At 65.6% G+C, this 20086-nt stretch carries 15 protein-coding genes and 2 pseudogenes; 3 read left to right on the top strand and 14 right to left on the bottom strand.

The window, feature by feature from the left end; translation table 11 throughout:
- Positions 1-3 precede the first annotated feature (3 nt).
- A complete protein-coding gene (locus tag ABIB66_RS06215; RefSeq protein ID WP_354254570.1) occupies positions 4-669 on the bottom strand; it encodes a DUF6088 family protein in 666 nt (221 codons plus the stop codon).
- 151 nt (positions 670-820) lie between these two features.
- Positions 821-3838, bottom strand: a complete 3018-nt coding sequence (locus ABIB66_RS06210; RefSeq protein ID WP_354254568.1) for a DEAD/DEAH box helicase — start codon at positions 3836-3838, stop codon at positions 821-823.
- Positions 3839-4596: 758 nt separating this feature from the next.
- On the opposite strand from ABIB66_RS06210, the gene ABIB66_RS06205 reads away from it, so the two are divergent.
- Positions 4597-5823, top strand: coding sequence for a hypothetical protein (locus ABIB66_RS06205; RefSeq protein ID WP_354254566.1), 1227 nt, complete (start codon positions 4597-4599; stop codon positions 5821-5823).
- 2 nt (positions 5824-5825) lie between these two features.
- On the opposite strand, the gene ABIB66_RS06200 is transcribed toward ABIB66_RS06205, so the two are convergent.
- The 5 genes from ABIB66_RS06200 to ABIB66_RS06180 all read right to left on the bottom strand — a co-directional run bounded on the left by ABIB66_RS06200 (position 5826) and on the right by ABIB66_RS06180 (position 11796).
- Positions 5826-7085: a tyrosine-type recombinase/integrase gene (locus ABIB66_RS06200; RefSeq protein ID WP_354254564.1), complete on the bottom strand. Its 1260-nt coding sequence runs from the start codon at positions 7083-7085 to the stop codon at positions 5826-5828.
- Positions 7086-7187: 102 nt separating this feature from the next.
- The gene (locus tag ABIB66_RS06195) at positions 7188-7541 is read right to left on the bottom strand and encodes a helix-turn-helix domain-containing protein (protein WP_354254561.1); all 354 of its coding nucleotides are present in this window, start codon (positions 7539-7541) and stop codon (positions 7188-7190) included.
- Between the two features lie 369 nt (positions 7542-7910).
- A complete protein-coding gene (locus ABIB66_RS06190; protein ID WP_354254559.1) occupies positions 7911-8849 on the bottom strand; it encodes a DUF4357 domain-containing protein in 939 nt (312 codons plus the stop codon).
- Between the two features lie 48 nt (positions 8850-8897).
- A complete protein-coding gene (locus ABIB66_RS06185) occupies positions 8898-10901 on the bottom strand; it encodes an AAA family ATPase (RefSeq protein ID WP_354254557.1) in 2004 nt (667 codons plus the stop codon).
- Positions 10902-11196: 295 nt separating this feature from the next.
- Positions 11197-11796, bottom strand: coding sequence for a hypothetical protein (locus ABIB66_RS06180; RefSeq protein ID WP_354254555.1), 600 nt, complete (start codon positions 11794-11796; stop codon positions 11197-11199).
- Positions 11797-12101: 305 nt separating this feature from the next.
- On the opposite strand from ABIB66_RS06180, the gene ABIB66_RS06175 reads away from it, so the two are divergent.
- A complete protein-coding gene (locus ABIB66_RS06175; protein ID WP_354254553.1) occupies positions 12102-12338 on the top strand; it encodes a hypothetical protein in 237 nt (78 codons plus the stop codon).
- A gap of 81 nt (positions 12339-12419) precedes the next feature.
- On the opposite strand, the gene ABIB66_RS06170 is transcribed toward ABIB66_RS06175, so the two are convergent.
- The 4 genes and pseudogenes from ABIB66_RS06170 to ABIB66_RS06155 form a co-directional block, all read right to left on the bottom strand.
- Positions 12420-12992: a hypothetical protein gene (locus ABIB66_RS06170; RefSeq protein WP_354254551.1), complete on the bottom strand. Its 573-nt coding sequence runs from the start codon at positions 12990-12992 to the stop codon at positions 12420-12422.
- Between the two features lie 231 nt (positions 12993-13223).
- Positions 13224-14279 (bottom strand): DNA cytosine methyltransferase, encoded by a 1056-nt coding sequence (locus ABIB66_RS06165; protein WP_354254549.1) that lies wholly within the window; start codon positions 14277-14279, stop codon positions 13224-13226.
- A complete protein-coding gene (locus ABIB66_RS06160; RefSeq protein ID WP_502918318.1) occupies positions 14276-15214 on the bottom strand; it encodes an AAA family ATPase in 939 nt (312 codons plus the stop codon). Before ABIB66_RS06160 ends, ABIB66_RS06165 begins: the two co-directional genes overlap by 4 nt.
- Positions 15215-16134: 920 nt before the next feature.
- Positions 16135-16834, bottom strand: a pseudogene (locus ABIB66_RS06155) (Ku protein); the annotation flags it as partial.
- Positions 16835-17037: 203 nt separating this feature from the next.
- Between ABIB66_RS06155 and ABIB66_RS06150 the strand changes: the two are divergent.
- A pseudogene (locus tag ABIB66_RS06150) lies at positions 17038-17331 on the top strand (SOS response-associated peptidase); the annotation flags it as partial.
- A gap of 19 nt (positions 17332-17350) precedes the next feature.
- Here the strand turns inward: ABIB66_RS06150 and ABIB66_RS06145 are convergent.
- From ABIB66_RS06145 to ABIB66_RS06135, 3 genes are all read right to left on the bottom strand, one after another.
- Positions 17351-17680: a winged helix-turn-helix transcriptional regulator gene (locus tag ABIB66_RS06145; RefSeq protein WP_354254547.1), complete on the bottom strand. Its 330-nt coding sequence runs from the start codon at positions 17678-17680 to the stop codon at positions 17351-17353.
- A gap of 95 nt (positions 17681-17775) precedes the next feature.
- On the bottom strand, positions 17776-19047 hold the full coding sequence (locus ABIB66_RS06140; protein WP_354254545.1) for an NAD(P)/FAD-dependent oxidoreductase: 1272 nt from the start codon (positions 19045-19047) through the stop codon (positions 17776-17778).
- Positions 19048-19249: 202 nt separating this feature from the next.
- Positions 19250-20029: a DsbA family oxidoreductase gene (locus tag ABIB66_RS06135; RefSeq protein ID WP_354254543.1), complete on the bottom strand. Its 780-nt coding sequence runs from the start codon at positions 20027-20029 to the stop codon at positions 19250-19252.
- Positions 20030-20086: the final 57 nt, after the last annotated feature.

Genomic DNA, 20086 nt, shown 5'->3' with positions numbered 1-20086 from the left:
CTCTCACGGAGTGCGAGCCGGCGGTGGCGGAGCCGGCGTCGTCGCGTCGTTCAAGATATCCTTCACCAGCGGAACGAGCCAGTCGGGCAGGTCGCCCAGGTGGTCCTGCAGGTCCTTGCGCATGCGCTGCCCGTCATCGCCGTCGTTCAGGATCGCCTTGAGGCGGCGCTTCGCGACGTCGTCCGAGGGTAGAACATCGCGCAGCCAGATCAGAGCCTGTACCAATTGAGCCGCCGGGCGGTCCGCCCATACAAGCCGGCTGGCCGCGACCTTCTTGAAATCGATGACCATCTTGTCGAGATGTATCGGTTTCACGCGCGCGTCGGTCCACACTACCACCTTGGCCGGCACGGCGTTGGTGAAGCCCAGGTTGTTGGCGGCGGTGATGCCGTCGACCAACACCTTGGCGCCGTCTCGTCGCGCCACCGCCTGAATCACCGACCTGTAGTCGGGCGGGGAAATCTTCTTCGTGAGCTGGTTGGGGCGCGGAAGGTCGTAGAGACCCTGGTCGACGCGTCGGATCCGGTTGTCGCTCCGGAGGCGATGGAGCGCGACATCTACGGCCGACCGTGAGCCGATATCGGCGAAGTCGCGTGCGGTCCATACCTTGCTCGGCTGGGCGTCGTGGCTCATCCGGTTGTAGATCTGGGCTACTGTGCTGCTGGCCATATCGCGGCTCCCATGTAAGAAATATGTATCAAATTTCTTACAGAAGTCAATCTATGTAAGAAATATGTCTCAGATTTCTTACATATGCGGTGCTAGGTAGGGTGTCCGGGTTCCAAGAGGCGCCGCCGCGTTCCACATCGCGCCCCGACGATCAGGCCGATGCCCGGTCTTTCTCGATCGCGCCGATCGCCTCTGCGGCCGCATCCCCGGCGCAGCGTGTCAACGTCTCGGCGCCGAGAGACAGGACCGCATCGACCGACCGCGCGCCCGTCGCCGCCAGCGCGAGATACTGGCCGCGCGACAGGGCCACTGGCAGTCCCAGCAGTCCAAGCGCGTCCGTCGGGAGACCGAACTCGAGGCGCCGCAGCAGCCCGTCGAGCGCGAGCAGAAAGTCTGGATGCGAAGGGAAAAGGGCCGACAAAATCTGGTGGGCCGATCGAAGATGGAAGCGGGCACCGTCCGCTATCCGGGCGATGTCGCCGTAGCTGACGGCGCCTTGGAAAGGGATCGTCGTGTAGCGCCGCTCGATCTCGTCGACGGGGACGCCTTCGATCCAGTCGTACAGGATGACGGCGCGCTTGCACCTCGCCAGGAATTCGAACTCGCCGTCGCAATAGCGCTGCAGGAAGTGCGCCATGTCGGCCCCGAAGCGCTGTCCGACCTGGCTGGCGCGGATGCCCTCGGCGCGCCCGCGTTTCATGACGGGCGTGTAGATCGCGTCCATCTCGGCAAGCACCTGGACGATCCCGAGCACCCTGACCGGGTCCGTGCGCGCGATGTCCAGCTGACGCATCAACTCGATCAGGCGCAGGCTGGACTCGAAAGCGAGCGAGGAGGATCCGCAGGCGCGACCGAGCAGCGTCAGACGGATCAGGTCGCCGTCGCGCTCGGCAAGGCCTGCCTGCAGCAATCGGTCGACGAGCGATGCGACGTCGCTCTCGACATGCCGGATCCAGTGCGGATTCGCCAGAGACGCGGAGTAGCCGCCGAACGTGTTGGCGAGCAGCCCCGGGATTTCTTCGGCGCGCACGCCGCGGACCTGGCTGAGCAGCCGGAGGATCCAGGTCGGAAGGTCGCGCTGCTGGAACGAAGAAGTGACGTCTTCCGGCCTGCCGAGCACGTATTTCTGGAATAGCTGCGCCCGCTCGACCGGCGTATCCGCAAGGATAATCGCCTTGCCGATCTCGTTGTAGCCGAGCCGTCCCGCGCGGCCGGCCATGTTCTTGTACTCGGCGATCGTGAAGGGGCGCCCGTCCTCGCCGACGAACTCGTTCTCCGCGAGAATGACCGTCGAGGCCGGGCTGTTGATGCCGGCGGCGAGCGTGGTGGTGGCGGCGAGCACGTGGATTTGCCCGTTCAAGGCGCGGTATCCACGCTCTACGGCTTCGCGTTCGGCCCGCAGCAGATTCGTGTTGTGGAAGGCGGTGCCTCCTGCGAGGCAGTTGCGCAAATCCTGCGACGCGGCCGTCAGATCCTGCGTCGGCAACGCGGAGAGGACGTCGGTCGCGGGCTGGAGACCAAGCTCCTTCGACAGATAGCGCGCACATCCTTGTGCCGGACCACGCGTGTTGCGGAAGACGATGATCTTCTCGCCCTTGGCGACCAACTGCTTGGCGAGAGGCACGATCACGTCCTGCGAACTCGGCTTGTCGCGCCGTTGGACGATGTGCCCGGTCGGGATCAAGGTCTCCGTCTTCGTGGTGCCGTCGACATCGACGAACTGGAAAGTGCCGCGCCGATCCAGCACGCCCTCGATCAGCGGAACGGGACGGTCGCGCGAGGTTAGCAACGGTAGATCGAGCCAGCGGTCGAAACTGTTGAGGTTGCCGATGACCGCGGACAGGACCACCAATTGGGGATCGATGCCTCGTTGCCGCGCGCGGAGCAGCAGTGCGAAGATCAGTTCGACGGTGATGCCGCGCGTGGGATCCGTGATGAACTGCCCTTCGTCCAGCACGACCAGACCGAGCTGGTTGAGCAGGTGCGGCGAGGAAAGCGCAAGGTTCAGGAACATCTCATAGGTAAAGAAGCCGAGGTCGTACCGACCGCTCAGTACCGGCGCGACGCCGTCGGAGGCGTCGCCGCTGCAGCGGACGACTCGAAGGCCGGCCGGCGCGAAGCGTGCGCTGAAGTCTTCGAATTTTTCGTTCACCAGCGCGCGGTACGGCAGCAGAAAGACGGCCTTCTTGCCGGCGGCGACCGCGCGGATGGCGGCAAGTTCGCCGACGAGGGTCTTGCCGCTGCTGGTCGGAGCGACGACGAGCAGCGACTTGCCATCCAGCACGCCGAATTGGTTCACCGCCTTGATCTGCAGGGCGTTCAAGCCGGCTGGAAAAGTCGCGCTCCACTGGTCGACGATCTCCTGCGGCAAGCCGGCGCCGGCGAGCTCCGCGAACGAGCCCGTGATCCGGTGCACCGGCACGGCCGGAAACGCCGCGGCGTAGTTCGCGCCGCGCACCAGAGCCGGGAAAACCAGTCCTCCCTGGACGCTGCCGAGAAACGCCGGCGTTTGAGTCACGCCGATCCGCGTCGCCTCGACGCGTGCGAGCCGTATGATCTCGTCGGCCACCGCAGGGAAGCTGACGGGCGCGCCCGCGCTTCCGGTCATCGCTTGGATGGTGGCGTAGGTGAGAAGTCCGTGGCCGGTGCCCGGCTGTTCCCACGCGGACTCGGTCGGCGCGCAGGCTGCGAGCAGGATCCGGCCCTCGCCGAAGATGCCGGTCAGGGCGAGGGTGCTGCGTGGCCTGGCCGCGGTCTCGAGCACGCGGGCCGGGGCGTGGCCGCTGAAGCAGCAATCGAGAATGAAGAGGACGACCTTGGCCTTGCTGGTCCGGAACGCCTCGGCCAGCACGGTCATCGACAGCGCTGTGCCGGAGAGATCCGAAGGTTCGGTGTCGTACAGGACCAGACTGCCGTCCGGAGACCCATGTCCGGCGAAGCTCACGATCACGATGTCGTCGGCGTCGGCGGCGTTCAGAGTGCCGACAATCGCATCCCCTACCTCCGGAAGCGTCGCCTGCTCGTCGACGAGGAGGCGGGAAGCGAGCCCGGGTACGGAATCCGTGAACAGCGCCCACAGCGCGGTCGCGTCGCGCTTCGCGCCGCCGAGTTCGGGTACGTCGGGACTGCGGTGCCGATCGATGCCGACGAAGACCGCCTTCAACGCCATTCACGCCCTCCTGGGCCAAGCGGCGAGTTCTCTCGCCGAAATGGTCCGACCGGGCGGACCCGGATCACATTAGGCCGATCGGCGGTGAGTCGCGCGCGACCTTTTCTCGGTCGGGCCTGCCTCGCGTTTTTGGGACGCATTCTCCAGCATCGCCGCCCGTGCCGGAGCGGACCATCATGTCGGAACGGACCCTTCAAAAAGCAAGGATTCGATATCCGACCGTTGTCGTACCGGTAGTGCAGGTGCCGATGGCGAGGACCGCGGCCGCGGTCGACGCGCGCGGGCGGATCGGTCGGAATATGAATCCTTGGAGCGTTGTGCTTCGGCGGGGGTCGGCGGCAGCCCGGAAAAGGGACTTTGCGCGCCCGTTCGAGGCGGAATCGGTAAAACAGAAAAGTAGAATAATATTCTCTTTGGGCGCCTTCAGCGCCCCGGAGGGGTTTTGCCCTCGGCGAGGTGGGGGCTCAGAGGAAGCCGGCGCAAGCGTCGAGGAGGTCGCCGAGGTGGGGGCCCCCGGGGGCCCACTGTGGGGAATTTAGAGGCGGATTAAATCCCCATCGGTCCCGCACCGTCCCCTTCGTTCCCTAATTAGTCCTGTGGTTGAGTTTCGGGCTGGTCCGACAAGGTGCTGGCGGGAAACGCCATTTTTTGGGGGTAGAAAACCAGGAAGTGCCTCGCGCGCGCGCGCGGTTAACGGACTGCGTGAGTTAACCGCGAAGCGCGCGCGAGCGCGAGTCCCTGCTGGGCAAGCGAATCCGATGCGCCCGCCGACGCTGTGGGGAAAACGCGCAGCGCGCGGCGGGAGCGCCCGCGCGCGGCACGGCGCCGGCGAATCCGGCAAACGCGGCGTCAACCTTTCGCCGGCATGCTCGCCGCCGATGCCAGAAAGCTTCCCCGGAAAGACGGCCGCACTGCCCGAGGCGACGCGCGCGCGCGTCGATGCGGTCGCCGACATGCTGGCGCGCGAGCGCGGCGGGCCGGACCTCGTCACCGTGGCGGACATGCGCGAGCGTCTGACCGACACCCATGGCCGGCTCGGCCGGTTCTTCGCCGACTGGCAGGCGGCGCGCGCCGCCGGCGCCTCGCCGCCGGCCCAGCAGGCCCAGCAGGTGCTGCAGTCCCAGCAGGCCCCGCCGAAGCCAGCCCCGCCGGCGCCGGCCGTCCCGACGCCGGTCCCCGCAGGGCCGCCGCCCGCCGCGCGCGGCCGGCCGCGCAAGGCAAAGCCCGGTCCCGGGGGCAGCATGGTCGCCACGGCCGGCCAGGAGGTCGCCGACGAGCGCCTGGGCCGCGTGGCCAAGCGCCTCGGCCAAGCCCACGCCGACGGCCTGCGGAGGCGAGCCGAAGCAGAGGCGAGGACCGATGCCGCGCCAGATCTTTCGACCGCCGCAGGCCACCTGCGGGCGGCCCTGGAGGGCACCGGGCGGCCTGGTGCCCCCGAGCGCAGACGGGTCCGCCAGGCGGACCACCAGGGCGCCGCGAACCCCCCGTTTGCCCGGGCGGTGGCGGTCTTCCTGTGCGACCGCGGCCGGCCTGCGCGCTCGCACGAGATCTTTGCGCGTTTCCATGCGCCGACCACCTACCCGCTGAAGGAGAGCGCGGCGCGCGCGCTGGTCGTCGCCGCGCTGAAGGGCAGCCAAATGGTCATGATCGGCGCCGAATGGTGGTTCGCCGGCGAGACGAAGCCGCGGCGCCCCGGCGGGGACAGCTTCGAGGAGCTCTTCCTGGCGGCTGCCAAGGAGACGCTGCGCGAGGCCGGGGGAGCCGAGCTGTCGGCGCCCGAGCTCGAGGCCGCGCACGGCGACGCCCACCTCGCCGTACGCAAGGGCTTCCTGGCAGATGCGCTGCGCCGGGAGGCGGCCCGCTACGCCGAGGAGAGATCCCGACCGAACAAGAAAAAAGGGACCGCCGCGGCTGCGGCGGTCCCGGAGGACGGCGGGGTCGAGAAGGTCGGCGAGCTCTACCGCTGGCGGGCCCGCCGGCGCTGACATCAGGCGTCCGGCGCGCCGGCCGGCGGGCGCCGGCGCTCCTGCGCGCGGCGCGCCTTGCGGGCCTCCGCGAGCTTCTCGTCGTGCACGAACTGGGCCTTGATGCGCGCGATGCGCTTGTCCTCGAGCTCCGGCACCGGCCGGCCCTCGTCAATTGCCTTGCGGATCTCGGCCTGGCGGCGCGCCTGCTGCAGCGCGCGCTGGCGCTGGGCGGCATGCACGTCGGAGGGCGTCAACCCGAGATACGCAAGCGTGGTTTTCGTATCCCGGTGGCCCAGGAAGGCGGCCGCCACCTCGATGTTGGAGTCGAGCCAGAGCCGGCGGGCCGCCGTCCGGCGCAGATCGTGGAATCCGAAATCCTCGATGCCCGCCTCCCGCAGTGCCGGCGCGAGCTGACGGTGCATGCGGTTGTAGGTCCACGGCACCTCCACCCCCGCCGGATACACGATGTCGTCGCAGCGGGTCTCGGCCTCGGCCTTCGTGGTGAAGACGTACTGCGACTGCGCCTTCGCGCGACGGCGGTCGAGGATCTGCAAGGCCGTCTCCGACAGGAACGTCGTGTGCGGGATCGGATCGTGCCCCTTGCCCTTCAGGTAGACCGTCACCGACTCCTCGACCACGTCGACGTCGTCCCACGCGAGCCCGGCCAGCTCGTTCCAGCGCAGGCCGGTTTCCAGCGCGAAGCGGATGACGTCTGCGAGGTCGGGATCGAGCAAGGCCAGCAGGCGCTGCTGCTCTGACCCCTCGCGCAGGTACCTCGACCGCGGGGTCACCACCAGCAGGAGATCCGTGTACGGCGGCAGCGGGCGATCGGGCAGCGACAGGCCCATGCGCGTCGCGCCGAAGGTCAAGATACGGCACGCCACCCGCAGCAGATTGTTGATGCTCTTCGGCATCATCCCCTTGCCGCCGCTCTTGCGCGGGCGGCCGCGCTTGCGCGCGGGCGCCGGCTCGGTCAGCAGGCGGTCGCGGACCTCGACGAACTTGCGATAGTCCATCCGCGAGCCCATGGTCTCGGGCCCGAACGCCAGCACCACGCGGAGGAACTCGCGGCGTCGGGCGCGCATCGACGGGCGCTCGCCCGACGTGCGCAGCGTCGACTTGATTGCCTGCCAGCAGGCGTCGGCGATGGCGTCGAACGTGGCGTCGACCGGGGCGCCGGCCTCGCGGCGCTCGGCCGCTTCCCGGAGCATGCGGGTCTTGATCCGCTGCACCAAGATGGCCGCCTCGGCGATGTCGACGCACTTGGTCGAGCCGCGCACCTGCGGCCGTCGACCATGATGTCGTAGTGGTAGAAGCGTCCCCGTAGGACGAGATTCAGTGCCGTCGTGGCGCCGAAGTCGGTTTGGCTAAGCGCGTTCATGCTACTTCTTCTCCTGTCTAGTTTCGGTTTCGAAGCGGGCCACGAAGCTTCCGCCGCCGGCGTCGCGAGGACGGACGCGCACGTTCTCGGCTCGGCGCACACCGGTGGTGTGCACCGTCCGCGTCGCCGCGTCGGCGTAGAAGGTTTCGAGGTCGGATACCGTGAACTCGCGTCGCAGCCTGCGTCGGCCGCTTCCGACCGTCCTGAACGGGACCCGACCGGACTGTACCAACCTCCTCAGAGATTTTGTGTCCAAATTCAACAGCTTGGCGGCCTCGGCGAATCCGACGGTCGGCCGGTCACCGAATCCTTGGCGCAGCGTTTCGCGCAGATGGTCGTCGACGTAAGGATTCAAAATTGCCTCCTTCGGCGAGCCGCCCGGCCCTCGCCTCCGAGGGCTCCGGCGAGGTCGCTGCGGTTCAAGGTTTCGTTCGGGGACCGCCACGGTGTCCGGAGCGGCCATGCTCAGGTTCGGTCGAGCGGTCGGAAATCGAAGGATTCGAAAAATGGAGGAGAACACGGTGCCGGTCGGCCTGCGCTCCGCTTCGCGTGCGCGGAGCGATCGGATTTTCGGCGGATCCGAATGAGGCGCGGAGCGCCGACCTGCTCTCAGGCGGGGCCGGCTCGCCCCGAGGGCTCCGGCCGATTGGGGCGGGCGATGCCTTGCTGCTTCGGTGCCATGCTCTCTCCGGTCTGCTCTAGCGACGATCGGACTCGTTCATCGTCAGGCGTCGAGCCAAACCGCCTTGGCGGGTTCGAGCGGCAGCCAGCGGCCAGGCGTGTGGGCGCCGCAGACGGTCTTGGCCGCGATCGACTGCGTCGGAAACGCCACGGCGACGACGAGGCGCAGGCGGTCGGCGACGCCGGGGATCGCCGTCAGCACGCCGGCGCCGAGCAACTGGTCGTGACGCCGCTTCGTCAGCCTGTCGACGCTGTCGTTCGGCTGGCTCCTGACCTCGGAGCCGGCGGCCACGACGAACCTGTCGCCGTGGGCGTAGCCCCGCGCCCAGAGCCCGAGGTAGCGCAGGCCGAACTCCGCGGCGCCGAGCGGCACGGTCGACACGTCGATGGTCAGCGGGCCGCCGTCGCGTTCGTCGCCGTTCGCCTCGGTCGCCGGGCCCGGCGGCGGCGGGGGCTCGTCCGGTTCGACGACCGCGGGCGGCGGCGCGCGGAAGACCGGGCAGCCGGAATCGTGGAGGAGGCGCAGCGCGTCGTCGAAGATGCGGTCGTGCGTCGAGCGGTCCGCCGGCGACAGCGCCGGCTCGACCGGATTGACGCCCTTGGCGAGCGCGACCGCGCCCGTCGCGAGCGCCAGGCTGGTCAACCGGTATTGGAAGTCGACCGCGACGGACTTGTCGAACGCTCCCGCTTCGCCGCTCACCACGAATGCCTCGCGTGCGAATCCCTTGGCGGGATCGGCCGCATGGTCGGCCAGGCGGCGCGACGGGCGGCTGGATTCGCCGATGTAGGCCGTCGCGCCGTCGGTCAGCACGTACGCGCCCGCGCCGGCGAGAAGGCCGGTCGCGGCGACGGCGGCCAGATCCGCGAGCGGGAAGGCGTGGACCACGGCCCTGCTCGCGCGGTCGTAGACCAGCCGGTAGCCGGTCAGGCCGCCGAGAGGGCGGTGGATGATCGAGGACGTCGGCATCGAAGGATTCGTCATGCTTTTCTCCGTCATGTTCGCGGGAGGATCGTCGAGGTTCGGACGGCGTCAGAGGGCGGAGCGGCCGCCGCTCGGGCGGTGTGCGTCGAACAGGACCCGCGCCTCCTCGCCCGACAGGTGGCGCCGTGCGACCAGCGCGTCCGCGATGGCGTCGAGCGCGCCGCGGTGGCTCGCGACGATGTCTGCGGCGGCGGCGTGGAGCCGGCTCAGGTCCGCCTCGACCGCCGCGCGCAGAACGGGGTCCGTGCGCAGCAGCGCCGTCGCGTTCGTGGGATCGGCAAGGTACGCCAGGCCGTTGCCGAGGCCCATGCTGACCCTGAGGCCGCAGACGGCGCGGGTCGCGAGGGCCAGATCGCTCGACACGTCTCCGCCCGCGTTGGCCGAACAGTCCCCGCCGTAGACGACGGCCTCCGCCGCGCGGCCGCCCAGGTTGACGGTGGCGCGTCCCTCGACCACGGCGCGGGTCTCGATGCCCTCCCGGTGGCGCATCAGCGTGCGGCCCCACGCGCCGGTGCTGCCGATGGCCTCGACGACGACGAGTTCGTCGATGCCGAGCGCCAGGCAGACGACGGCGTGCCCGCTTTCGTGGACCGCGATGCGCCGCAGCGTCGCGACATCGACGTCGAGCTTCGGCATCAGCGCTTCGACCAGATCGTCGTGGGTAAGCACGCGCTTTCCGGCGCGCGCCGCGCGCCGAGCCACCTTCACGACGGCCGCGAGCTCGGCGGGCGTGCGGCCGAGACCGAGCCGGCCCATCACGGCGAGGTCGGTGCCAGCGAGGTCGCCGTCCAGGTGATGCCGCAGGATCGACGCGATCCCCTCGGGACCGGGGGGCCTGAAATGGATGACGCGGTCGAGCCTGCCGGGCCTGATCAGGGCGGGGTCGAGCCGGTCGACGTGGTTGGTCGCGGCCCAGACGAAACGCATTTCCTGATTGCAGCTCGTTGCCGAATCCAGCAAAAGAAGGAACTCCGCGATCACAGGCGCCCACCATGCAAGGTGTCGTGAATCAAGATTTACACGCGAGGGTAGAGCATCCAGCTCGTCCAGGAAGAGTGCCGCCTTCGCCGCTTCGGCCCGGAGGAACAGGTCGCGGACGCCCTTCACGACGGAATCCAAATATCCCGCTGTAGTTGCAAAAATTTCAGACATCGACCCCACGATGAGTGGCACGCCGAGGTGCTCCGCAAGGATCCGCGCGAAAAAAGTCTTGCCGAGGCCGGGGTCGCCGGCGAACACGCAGTTGGCTAATCCGCTGATTTCCGCCCATTTGAGGCGTTTTGCCCGGTACTCGGCGACATCCCTTCCTAAGGATAATCCGAAATCGCGAGCCTCTCCGAATTCCACGGCATCGACCAACTTGGGCAATCTGTCCTGCCGCGGGCTGGTCCGGCGGTCCGCGGCGCGCCTCACCCTCGCGACGATCTCGGCCGCGCTCGAGTCCGCGCGGAAGCTCACGACGATGTCGGCGAAATCGAGGCCTCCCAGTCCTTCGACCGCGGGCGGCCGCGGCGGAGCACCGACGAAGCGGGCGATCGCATCGTTGACGACGCCGCCGTCGATATCGACGTCGATCGCGACATCGGAGCCGGCGACCAGCGAACTCGGCAGCAGCGCCGGCGACGTCGCGATTCCGACGACGGACTTTCCTTGCGCGAGCGCTTCGGCCACACCCTCGTTGCCGACGTCCGCCTTGTGCCGCGCGCGGTCGCTGCCGTCGCGCCCGATGACGAGGACCCGGAAGGTGAGCCGCTTGAAGCATGCCTCGATCTGCTTCACCCACGCCGACGTCGGCGCGCGCACTACGGCGACGAGCGGCTCGCCGCCGTTGAGCCGGTTCATCAGGTCGTCGCCGGCTGCCGCGCGCACCGCCGCCTCCGCCAGGCATCGGCCGGGATCCGGCCGCTGGACCGGCATCGGGGTTTCTGCTTCCTCCTCCTCTTCCGCAGCCGACTGATCGAGATCGAGATCGAGATCGGGATCGGCCTCGGCGGCGACATGCCTGCGCCCGCTGGTCTTCTTCGCCTTCACTGTTTTCTTGGCCTTGCTCATCGGCGCTCCTGACTTCGGTGGAGAGGACTAGGCGGCGACATGGTGCGGCTTGGTCTGCGTCGGGCCGATGCCGAGCCCGGGGGGCAAGAGCGCGCGGCCCCGCCCTTCGACCCGGCCACGGGCCTCGCGGCCCGGCGGTCGTCGGTTGGCGAAAAAACTCGGTAAATCAAAATTCAAAGGAGCGGTTTCCAAGGATTCTCCGCTCGCTTGGCATTCCAAAAGTACCGACGCGGCAAAGCGCTCACCGCGCGACGCTTGGCCGCGCGGTGAGCGCTTCTGCCGATGCAGTGGGAAGCTATGCGCCGTTTGCGCGCAGGCCGGCGGCGAACACCGTGTGACCCGGCCGCACGATGAGGTCGTAGGTGATGCCGCCGCGCAGATCCAGCTCGACCGCGCCCTCGGAAGCGAGCGCGAAGATCAGCGCGCGGGCATCGCCGCGCGTTGCGACCGACCCGATGAGCTGGCCGAGCCCGACCGGTCCCTCGCGTTCGAGAGTCTCGAGGATCTCTGCCCGGTCGTCGGGATGCATGCGGACGGTGCGGTGGCTCCACACCTCGCGGGCCGCCGAGCAGTGCGGCTCGGTGCGGATGTCGGCGCTGCGGAGTTCGATGACGCCGTGGCACTTGCGGGCGAAGGCAAGCTGGACCAGCGCTTCGGACGACGGGTCGTTAGCCGGTCGGGCATCGACGATATCGACCGCATAGCGGCCGTCGAAGCGCTCCACGATGATGCCGTAGGCGGACACGATGCGCTCGTCCATGATCACGCTGTTCTGATACTCGATCCGACGGACGTCGCCGTCCAAGGTCGACTGGATAAGCAGATCGCGGGTGAGAGTGTTGTGGATGGGAATCGCCCGGCTGGCCTTGAAACCGATGAATAGGTTTTTCTGCATTCTGACCTCGCTGATATCGTCGAATGAAAACGGCGAACCGCGGTCGCCACGCGCGGGTAGCGCGGTGCCAACCGAGGGGGCAGCAAATTCTCCCATGTAGTTGATGAGCGTGCGGTGCGCGGAGAAAATCACAAAAGCCCGCAAAAGTCAAGGAAAAAATCATCATTTAGATATCTAATAGATATCCATCAGATATCTATTTGACGTCCGTATTGCGCGCAGTCAACAGCTTTATGGTTACCGCCCCTTAGCACCGCCCCGCACTGCTGTTAGTCTTTGGTCGGATCCAGAAGGGATGCGACGGCATGCCGAAGGCGGCAAAGACTGCAAAGACGGGAACGACGGAGGCGAAGAAGCCGACCGAATCGAAGCGTCGCGACCTAAGAAAGGCCCTGCTGGTGTACATGCAGACCGATCTGATCGAGGCGGCCAAAGAAGCGGCTTCCAGCAACGACGAGAAGGTATGGCAGTTCGTTGAGCGGACCGTGGCCAAGGCACTCGGCTGGAAGAAGCCGCGGGGCGAAAAACGATGGGTACCCTAAGGACGCCCAATCCGCTCGGGCCGCCCGCAGTGGATTCGGCGGTGCACGGATGGATCGAACGTTGAACTCGCGGCCATCCCGTCAACCATTTCGGAGACCGGGCGTCTCCACGAAGAATGGATACCGGATGCTGTCTATGTCTGGCGCATCCTTCACTCGCGCCACAAGCGACATGGTGATTTCGTCACCGACGTATCGCCTGAAAATGGCCGCTGCGAAGCCGAAAGTGAATTCCGAGAGGTCATTTGCCACTGGCGCCATCTCGCCGAGAAGTTGGTGAAGGGCCTCGTTCGCGTCGGCTTCAGGTAGAGCGTTTGCCATGCCATGCACCAGCACGAAATCAGACACGAAGAAGAACGTGTTCAGCAGCGCGTTGTTGAAATAGATCGCCCAGTCGGCGACTTCGCTTTCCTCCGCAGCCGCGGCCCTTTCGAAGGCGGTCTCGATCTCGTCGGTTTCGGGATGATGGAATGCGTAGTTGTTGCGAATGATCGCCATGCGGTTCAGCTTCCCGAACCGCTTCTTGAGCTTTTCGAGCGCATCTGCCGCCGGCGGATCCAAAAGCGGAATGAATTCGCGGCCTATCGGCCTCTTCAGAAAGCGCTCCTCCACGAGCCGCCATGCCTCGCGCATCGCGCCGATGGCGAGCCGCACGAACACCTGCGTCTGAGCGCTCTCGAGCCGCTCCTTGACCGGGTCGGTCTCGTCGCCGTTGGTGAGGATGATCATCAGTTTCCAGAGCGCGTTGACCTGGTTCGACGCATGACCGAGCGCGAGGAATTAATCGACCGAGGAAAGGCCGCCTCCTCGCGAAGGATGGGCGCACATTTTCAATTTCGACAGATACGCACAAGATTGCCGAGTTCGAGAAGGCCGCTGCGACATCTATGAGCCGCCCGGATATCCGTCGATCGCGTGTCTACTGATCGCCTTGCCGATGGCTTGCGCCATCTTGGGCGGCACGGCGTTCCCGATCTGGCGGGCCCGCGACTCCAGGCTGCCGAAAAACCGATAGGTCTTCGGAAAGGTCTGCAGGCAAGCAGCCTCCCTCGCGGAAATGGCGCGATGCTGCTCTGGATGGCCAAATCGGCCGTTCGACAGACTGATGCAGCGCGTCGTCAAGCTGGCCGCCGGCCGATCCCACGAAAGTCTGCCGTAGACGTCGGAATGACCTCGGTGGCCACGATGGCAGTCCAACCAAAGCTTCTTCGGCCAAAATTCACGTCCGCCGCCGACGGGAGTCGCGCGGATGCGAGCGAGATTGGTTGGCGAAAGACAGGCCGCGTGGTGGTCGCCATCGTCCGGATCGATTTCGCCAGCGGCGAGTGGCGGCAGATCGCGGATGGCGTCCGAGACACTCGCGAACGGCAACAACCCTTCACCGTGGGTCGGCGTCGGGAGCGTAGGAATCCCCTTCCTCGAAGCAATGAGGATCAATCTCTCTCGAACCTGCGGCACACCGAACCAGAGCGCCGGCAGGACGTCGACGACGTGCGAGTATCCCTCTCGGGTCAGGGTGCGTCTGAAACGTTCCAGCGGGCCATTCGGCGTGCGAATGCGCTGCAGGCCCGGCACGTTCTCGACCACCACGAAGTCCGGCTTCCAACGTTCGACGAAACGCGCGAACTCCCCGAGAAGATTGCGACGAGGGTCTTTTGCCCGGGAGGACCGATTTTGCTTCGAGAATGGTTGACAAGGCGCGCAACCACTGAAGACGACAGGTCCCGACAAGTCGTCGAACAGCGGCTTGAGGATTTCGACGGAAAGTTTCTGGATATCGTCTTCGATGAACATCCGCGGACGCATGTTCTGCATGAAGGTCTTCGCGGAATCGCGATCGAAATCCAAACCGAAGACGATCTCCATTCCCACATCGGCCAACCCTTGGGATGTGCCGCCGGCCCCCGAAAAGAAGTCAAAGACCTTGAACGTTTCGGTCATCGGGCCGCGAACTCTTCGAGCGCCGCGGCCAACTCCTGCATTTCGGGCAATTCCATGCTCAAATCCGCGACGCGTCGCTGCTGGGTCTGCAAAATATCCGCCGATACCACCGTGTCCAGAGCAGTATTGCGGCCAAGTTCGACGCGCGCGAGGAGATCGAACCGCTTCTTGTAATCCGGATCATCGGGAATAGAGTTGGATTTAGCGTCTGGAGCCATCCGTTTCCAGAGAAATTCTTCCGGGTATTCGTTGGTCGGGAGATACTTCACGTTTCGTCTTGCCCATTTGATAAATTTTCGCCGTGCGGCGCACTCTTGCGCCGCGTTGGCGCCTGCGTCCCCGCCATCGACGTTGAAGTTGATGTCGACGACCGCGACCGACTTCAGCTTCGCCTCGAGCTCCGCTTCCTGTGCCGGACCGAATTGGCCGGGATCGGGCAGTGGATCCGCGGGTCTCTCGTCGCCGTCGAAGAAGACGAGAACATCGTCCCTGTCGTCCGCGGCATAGGTCGGAAGAAGGTGCGCCCAGATCGTCTTGCTGCCGCCGGTGCCGTGCCGCACGTCGAATTGCTGCTGGAAGGCCTCGTTGTTCTTCGCCCGTATGACCTTGAGGATGATGTCGCGCGCCAGGCCGTCTTCGACCAGGATGGTCTTCTTCCCGGGTAGGGGTTCGCCGATGTGGTAAAATGCCTCCGCCGGCGAGGCCGATTGCGAGATGATCTCGATCCGGCCGGTACGGGGGTCGGCGGCCATGACTTTGATCGCCCCGGACGGCAAGGGACGTATCAATGCCGGCGAATGCGTCGCCATCACTATCTGATGCTTCTTGGCCTTCACCTGGTCGAACAGGAAATCCATCAGCTTTTCCTGAGCACCCGGATGAAGCGATACTTCGGGTTCGTCGAGAAGGATCAAGGACCTCTCTGGAGCGTTCATGACGTCGACCACGAGCCGGACGACGGCAAACTCGCCGCTACCGGCGAAAGCTTCCGAATAGTTGAGCGCCTCGGTGTGCAACACGCAGGTGAAGCCGTCGACCCCGAAGAAGAAGTGACGGATCCAGTGGATCGACGAATACCGGCGACCAAGGATGTGGGAGATCGCGGCCACTTCCGCCTGGCCGAGTTTGCCGTTCGTCTTTTCCCTGATCCGTTCGATCCTCGCGAAAAAGGAGGATTTCGCGGAGCTCGTTATCGCCGAAAGCAAAGGTGCCGATCGCGACCGGATCAGCGCCTTGCGTTGATTCAGCGACGAGCCTTGGCGCGGTTCGCTGTGGTAGAACACCTTGTCGTACGCGCTGAGAGACTGCCTGAAGTCGAGATAGACGACCGGCTTCACGATCGGACCCTGTCGGGTCTTCCGTTTCTCTCCTTCGACCTGCTCGATGGGAGCCATGCCGAAGCGCCTGATCGGACGGGATGTCTCCCACAGGTCCGGATCATCCGCGTCGGCGATCCTGACCTTGAGAACCTCCGCGATTTCATCTTCGTCGACACGCTTGTACCCGTAGACGAGCGAGTTGGGCAGGTCTCCCGTCTCCTCGATAGGATCCATCTTCGTGGAAAACCAATATTGACTGGGACTGCGGTCCCTAGGCGCACCCTGCAGAGCCACGAGTATCGAGCTCTTGTTCGTGCCGTTCGGCCCCACGAGCGCCGTGATGGGAAACGAGAAATCGATGCGGAAATTGCTTGCAAGGTTCTTGTAGCGGGGAAAGCGAATGTGCCGGATGTACGGCTCCAGCTTCCCGGCTTCCAATATCTGCCGGACCTGGTCTACAACCTTCTGGGAAGGCATCCGATCACCCGCAATCGTGAATTGCCCAAGAAAGGCAATTCGGACGATTCGCGCAACCGTCAGGCGGATCTTCGGTGAGACTTCTGTCCCGTTTTCTTGGAGGCCGACTCCTTGGCCGGCTTCTTGCCGGCAATGGGCATCACCATCTCCTTCTGGCCGGCCCGCTGGCTTTTCGGCTTTCTTGGCCGGCTTGCTGGTCGTCTTCGTCTCGGCCGCCGCGCCGCCGATGCTCTTGCGTAGCGCGTCCACCAGATCGACGACGTTCTCGCCTTTTCGGCCGTCCTTCGGCACGATCTGCTTGCCGGCGCGCTTCTGGTTAATGAGGTCGAGCAGCGCCGTGTTCGTACTGGTCCTCGAATTTGTCGGGCTCGAATGATCCGGACCTCTGGTCGACGATGTGCCTGGCTAGGTCGAGTTCTTGGTGACGTCCTCGATCTCGTCGAAATATTCCTTCGGGTCCCGCACTTCGTAGGGGTAGCGCAGCAGCGCCCTTGTCCGGCGGCTCGAGGGCGATGATGTGCTCGCGGCTGGTCAGCACCCGGCGCCCGATCGCAACCTTGTCCATCTCCCGAATGGTCTCGGATCAGCGCGAAGGCGTCGTCGCCAACCTTGCCGTCCAGACGAGGTAAGGGGCGGATCAGGCACCGTGGATCGGTCGCTGCGGTCGACGAACTCGTCGATCTCGATCGTTCGGGTCAATTCCAGGGCGACGTTCTCGAGCTCCTCCTTGGTGACCACGACGAACGTGTCGGTATCGACCAGCGCACTGCAGAAACGTTGCTGCGCACGCGGCAGTCTGGCTGGAGGGCCTCTGCGGGTGGTTTGAGCCTCACCAGCGAGGACTTGAGGCCGTAGACGGGGGGCATCGCGCTTAGCCCTGAACGCGGGCTTAGCAGATGCCGGCCCCCGATCCGACCCATTCGTCGGCGCGGACCTCCAGAGCGCTCTGCTGGCGTCGTCGAAAGGCGCCGCTGGATGCGACCAAGAAGCGCGCCGCGAAAATGGAGGCGAAAGGCAACCCGGTCGACTTCAAGCAGCTGCTTCGGATGGAGCCGGACTCCGGCACGACCAACATCCGCAACGTGAAGAGCAAACACTGGACCCTATGGCTCGGCGTCGAGAACCGTTGCGTGGTGCCGTTCAACTCGTTCAGCGAATTCAACAAGAATGATGGCGGTGACATCTGGTTCGCGCTCGACGAGACCCGTCCGCTCGCCTGCTTCGCGGGCATCTGGACCAACTGGACGTCGGTCCGGTGTCATTCGGCATCATGCGCTAGGACGCGCCGGCACCGGTCTTTTCGGAGAACCTTTTACGCTTTCGCTCGATCTGCTCGAGCAAGGAATCATTCTTCATGGCCCAGCGGCATATGGCGGCGATCGGCTCATGTATCCGTTCACCCGCAGTGGTCAGCGTGTACTCGGTCCGCGGCGGTATGTGCTCGTAGACCTTGCGGTCGACGAGGCCATCGGATTCCAACCGACGCAGCACCTGGATCAGCATCTTCTTCGAGATGCCGGTGATGCCCCGGTGAAGTTCACCGAATCGGACGGGCCCCCGTGAAAGGCAATAGATGACGATCGGCGTCCATTTGTCTGCGATCAACTCCAGCAGCCGGCGAGCCGGAAACGCTGGGCCGAGCCCATCGCCGGATCGACTTGGCGCCGTAGCCGAACCCTCTGACTTTTTGCGAGCGGGCTTCACGGACCTTCCGCCAGATGGCGATGCACGAAATTGACCGCCATCCCGCCTTCTCCGACGGCGGTCGCGACGCGCTTCACCGAATTGTGCCGGACGTCTCCGGCCGCGAACGAGCCGGGGACGCTGGTCTCCAGATGGTAGGGCTGACGCTTCAGCGGCCAGACCTTCGGCCAGGCGCCGTCTTGCTGGAGATCGGTACCGGTGAGCAGGAAGCCCGCGGAATCGCGGATGATCGGAGTGTCCTTTGCCCATTCCGTGTTCGGAACACCGCCTATGGCGACGAACAGGCGCGTGGCCGACACGCGTTCGACGTCTCCGGACCTGCGGTCCCTTATCCCGATCGCCTCGAGGGCGCCGTCGCCGTCCAACTCCGAGACCTCCGAATTGAACCGGACGCGGATCTTCGGATGCGACAGGATGCGTGTCGACAGGTAGCTCGACATCGTCTCCTTCAGAGCCGCGCCGCGCACGAGCATGGTCACCTGGTCGGCGTACTCCGCCAGGTGCATGGCGGCCTGACCGGCCGAATTCGCGCCGCCGACGACGTAGACCTGTTCGTTCCGGCAAAGGGCGGCTTCGCTCATTCCGGCGCCGTAGTAGAAGCCTCGACCGACGAACCTGGCTTCATCCGCCAGCCCTAGTCTCCGCCATTCCACGCCGGTCGCGCAGATGTTCGACTTTGCGACCATCTTCGTGCCATCGGCGAGACAGGCGACGATCTTGCCGTCCACGAAGGACGCCTTGATCCCTTCGCGCAGCAGCAGAATTTCGATGCCGAATCTCACGGCCTGCTGCCGAGCGCGCTCGGCAAGCTCGGCGCCGGAAATGCCGTCGGGAAAGCCCATGTAGTTCTCGATGAGCGACGACGAACCGGCCTGTCCGCCGACCGCGTGCCGTTCGATCACCACGGCGTGGAGGCCTTCCGAAGCTGCATAGACTGCGGCGGAAAGGCCGGCTGGGCCTGCGCCGTAGATCGAAACGTCGTATTCGCGGCGGCGGGGTTGCGTCACCCACCCCAGATGCTCGGCGAGCTCGCGGACCGAAGGGGCATAGAGCCGGGCTCCGTCCGGGAGTTGGACGATCGGCAGCCGCTGAATTTCGGCAGCATCCAACTGGAGCTCGCGGTCGGTCCGCTCATCGGCCCCGAATTCGATCCAGTCGAATTCGACGACGCTTCTCTGCAGGAAGTCCCGCAGCGCGAAGGCCTCCCCGCTGCGGGCGGTGCCGATCAGACGGAGCTTGACCGTTGCTCTTGCGACCGCGTTCGACATCAAAGGTTTCCGCCACATGATTTGGCTCGGCCTCGGCCGACTACCCCGTCATACTGGACGAGACGGCCGGCTCGTTCCAGCTGCAAAAGGTCCGCCGCATCCGACGTCCATGTTCGAGCGCTGCACCGTGCTCGCTGCCACGACGCAGAACCCGCGGATCGGTCGGCAGCCAGCGCGGTGAACCGTTGATCCGAATGCCTCCTCATCGACCCGCCGCATCCGGATGGACTTCCGCAACCGACGGCGAGGCCTGGGACACGACCGCGCTTCGCATGGCGGCAAGCATCGTTTCGGTGCTGCGAGCACCAGAAAAAAGCGCGTTGCCGTTCACGAGGATCGTCGGCACCCCGGTGAATCCGCTGGCGTATGCGGTGGCAGCCATGAGCCTTACTTCGTCGCGACCGTCATCGCCTTCCAGAAACGCCATCACCTTGGCTCGGTCGAGGCCGGCTCGGCCGGCGATCTGGGTCAGAACCTCGCGGTCTCCGACGTCACGACCTTCCGTGAAGTAGCCGGCGAACAGTCCCTCGACCACCGTGTCCTGGACTCCCTCCCGTTCCGCCAACCAGATCAGCCGGTGCGCATCGAAGGTGTTGGGCGTTCGTTCCATGCGCTCGTGATGGAAGTCGAGACCGGCGGCCTTTCCGGCTTCCGCGACGTGTGCGTCGAGGCGCTGCGACTTCTCCCATGATCCGAACTTTGCCGATCGATATTCTTTCCGGTCGAGGCCGTTCTTCGGCATGTCCGGGCTGAGTTCGAACGGACGCCATTTTACGTCCACGCTGAAGGACGTCCGAAGTTCGGCGACGGCGGCGTCCAGATTCCTCTTGGCGACATAGCACCACGGACAGATCGCGTCCGAGACGATTTCGATTTGCAAGTCCGGCGATCTGCTGATCGAGATGACCGTATCGGCGCGATCATCCCCACTCGGCCCGCAACCATCGATGCCGCATACGCTCGCTTCCGAAGGTCCGCTCATCTTCCGTCTCCGTGAATAGTTCCTGAGCGAGAGGTGGCGAGCGGTTCCCATATCGCA

Origin of the sequence: Bradyrhizobium sp. F1.13.3, assembly GCF_040548265.1 — a bacterium.
Lineage (GTDB): Bacteria > Pseudomonadota > Alphaproteobacteria > Rhizobiales > Xanthobacteraceae > Bradyrhizobium.
Note: the sequence above shows the minus strand (reverse complement) of the source record. Positions and strands in the feature narration are given on the sequence as shown.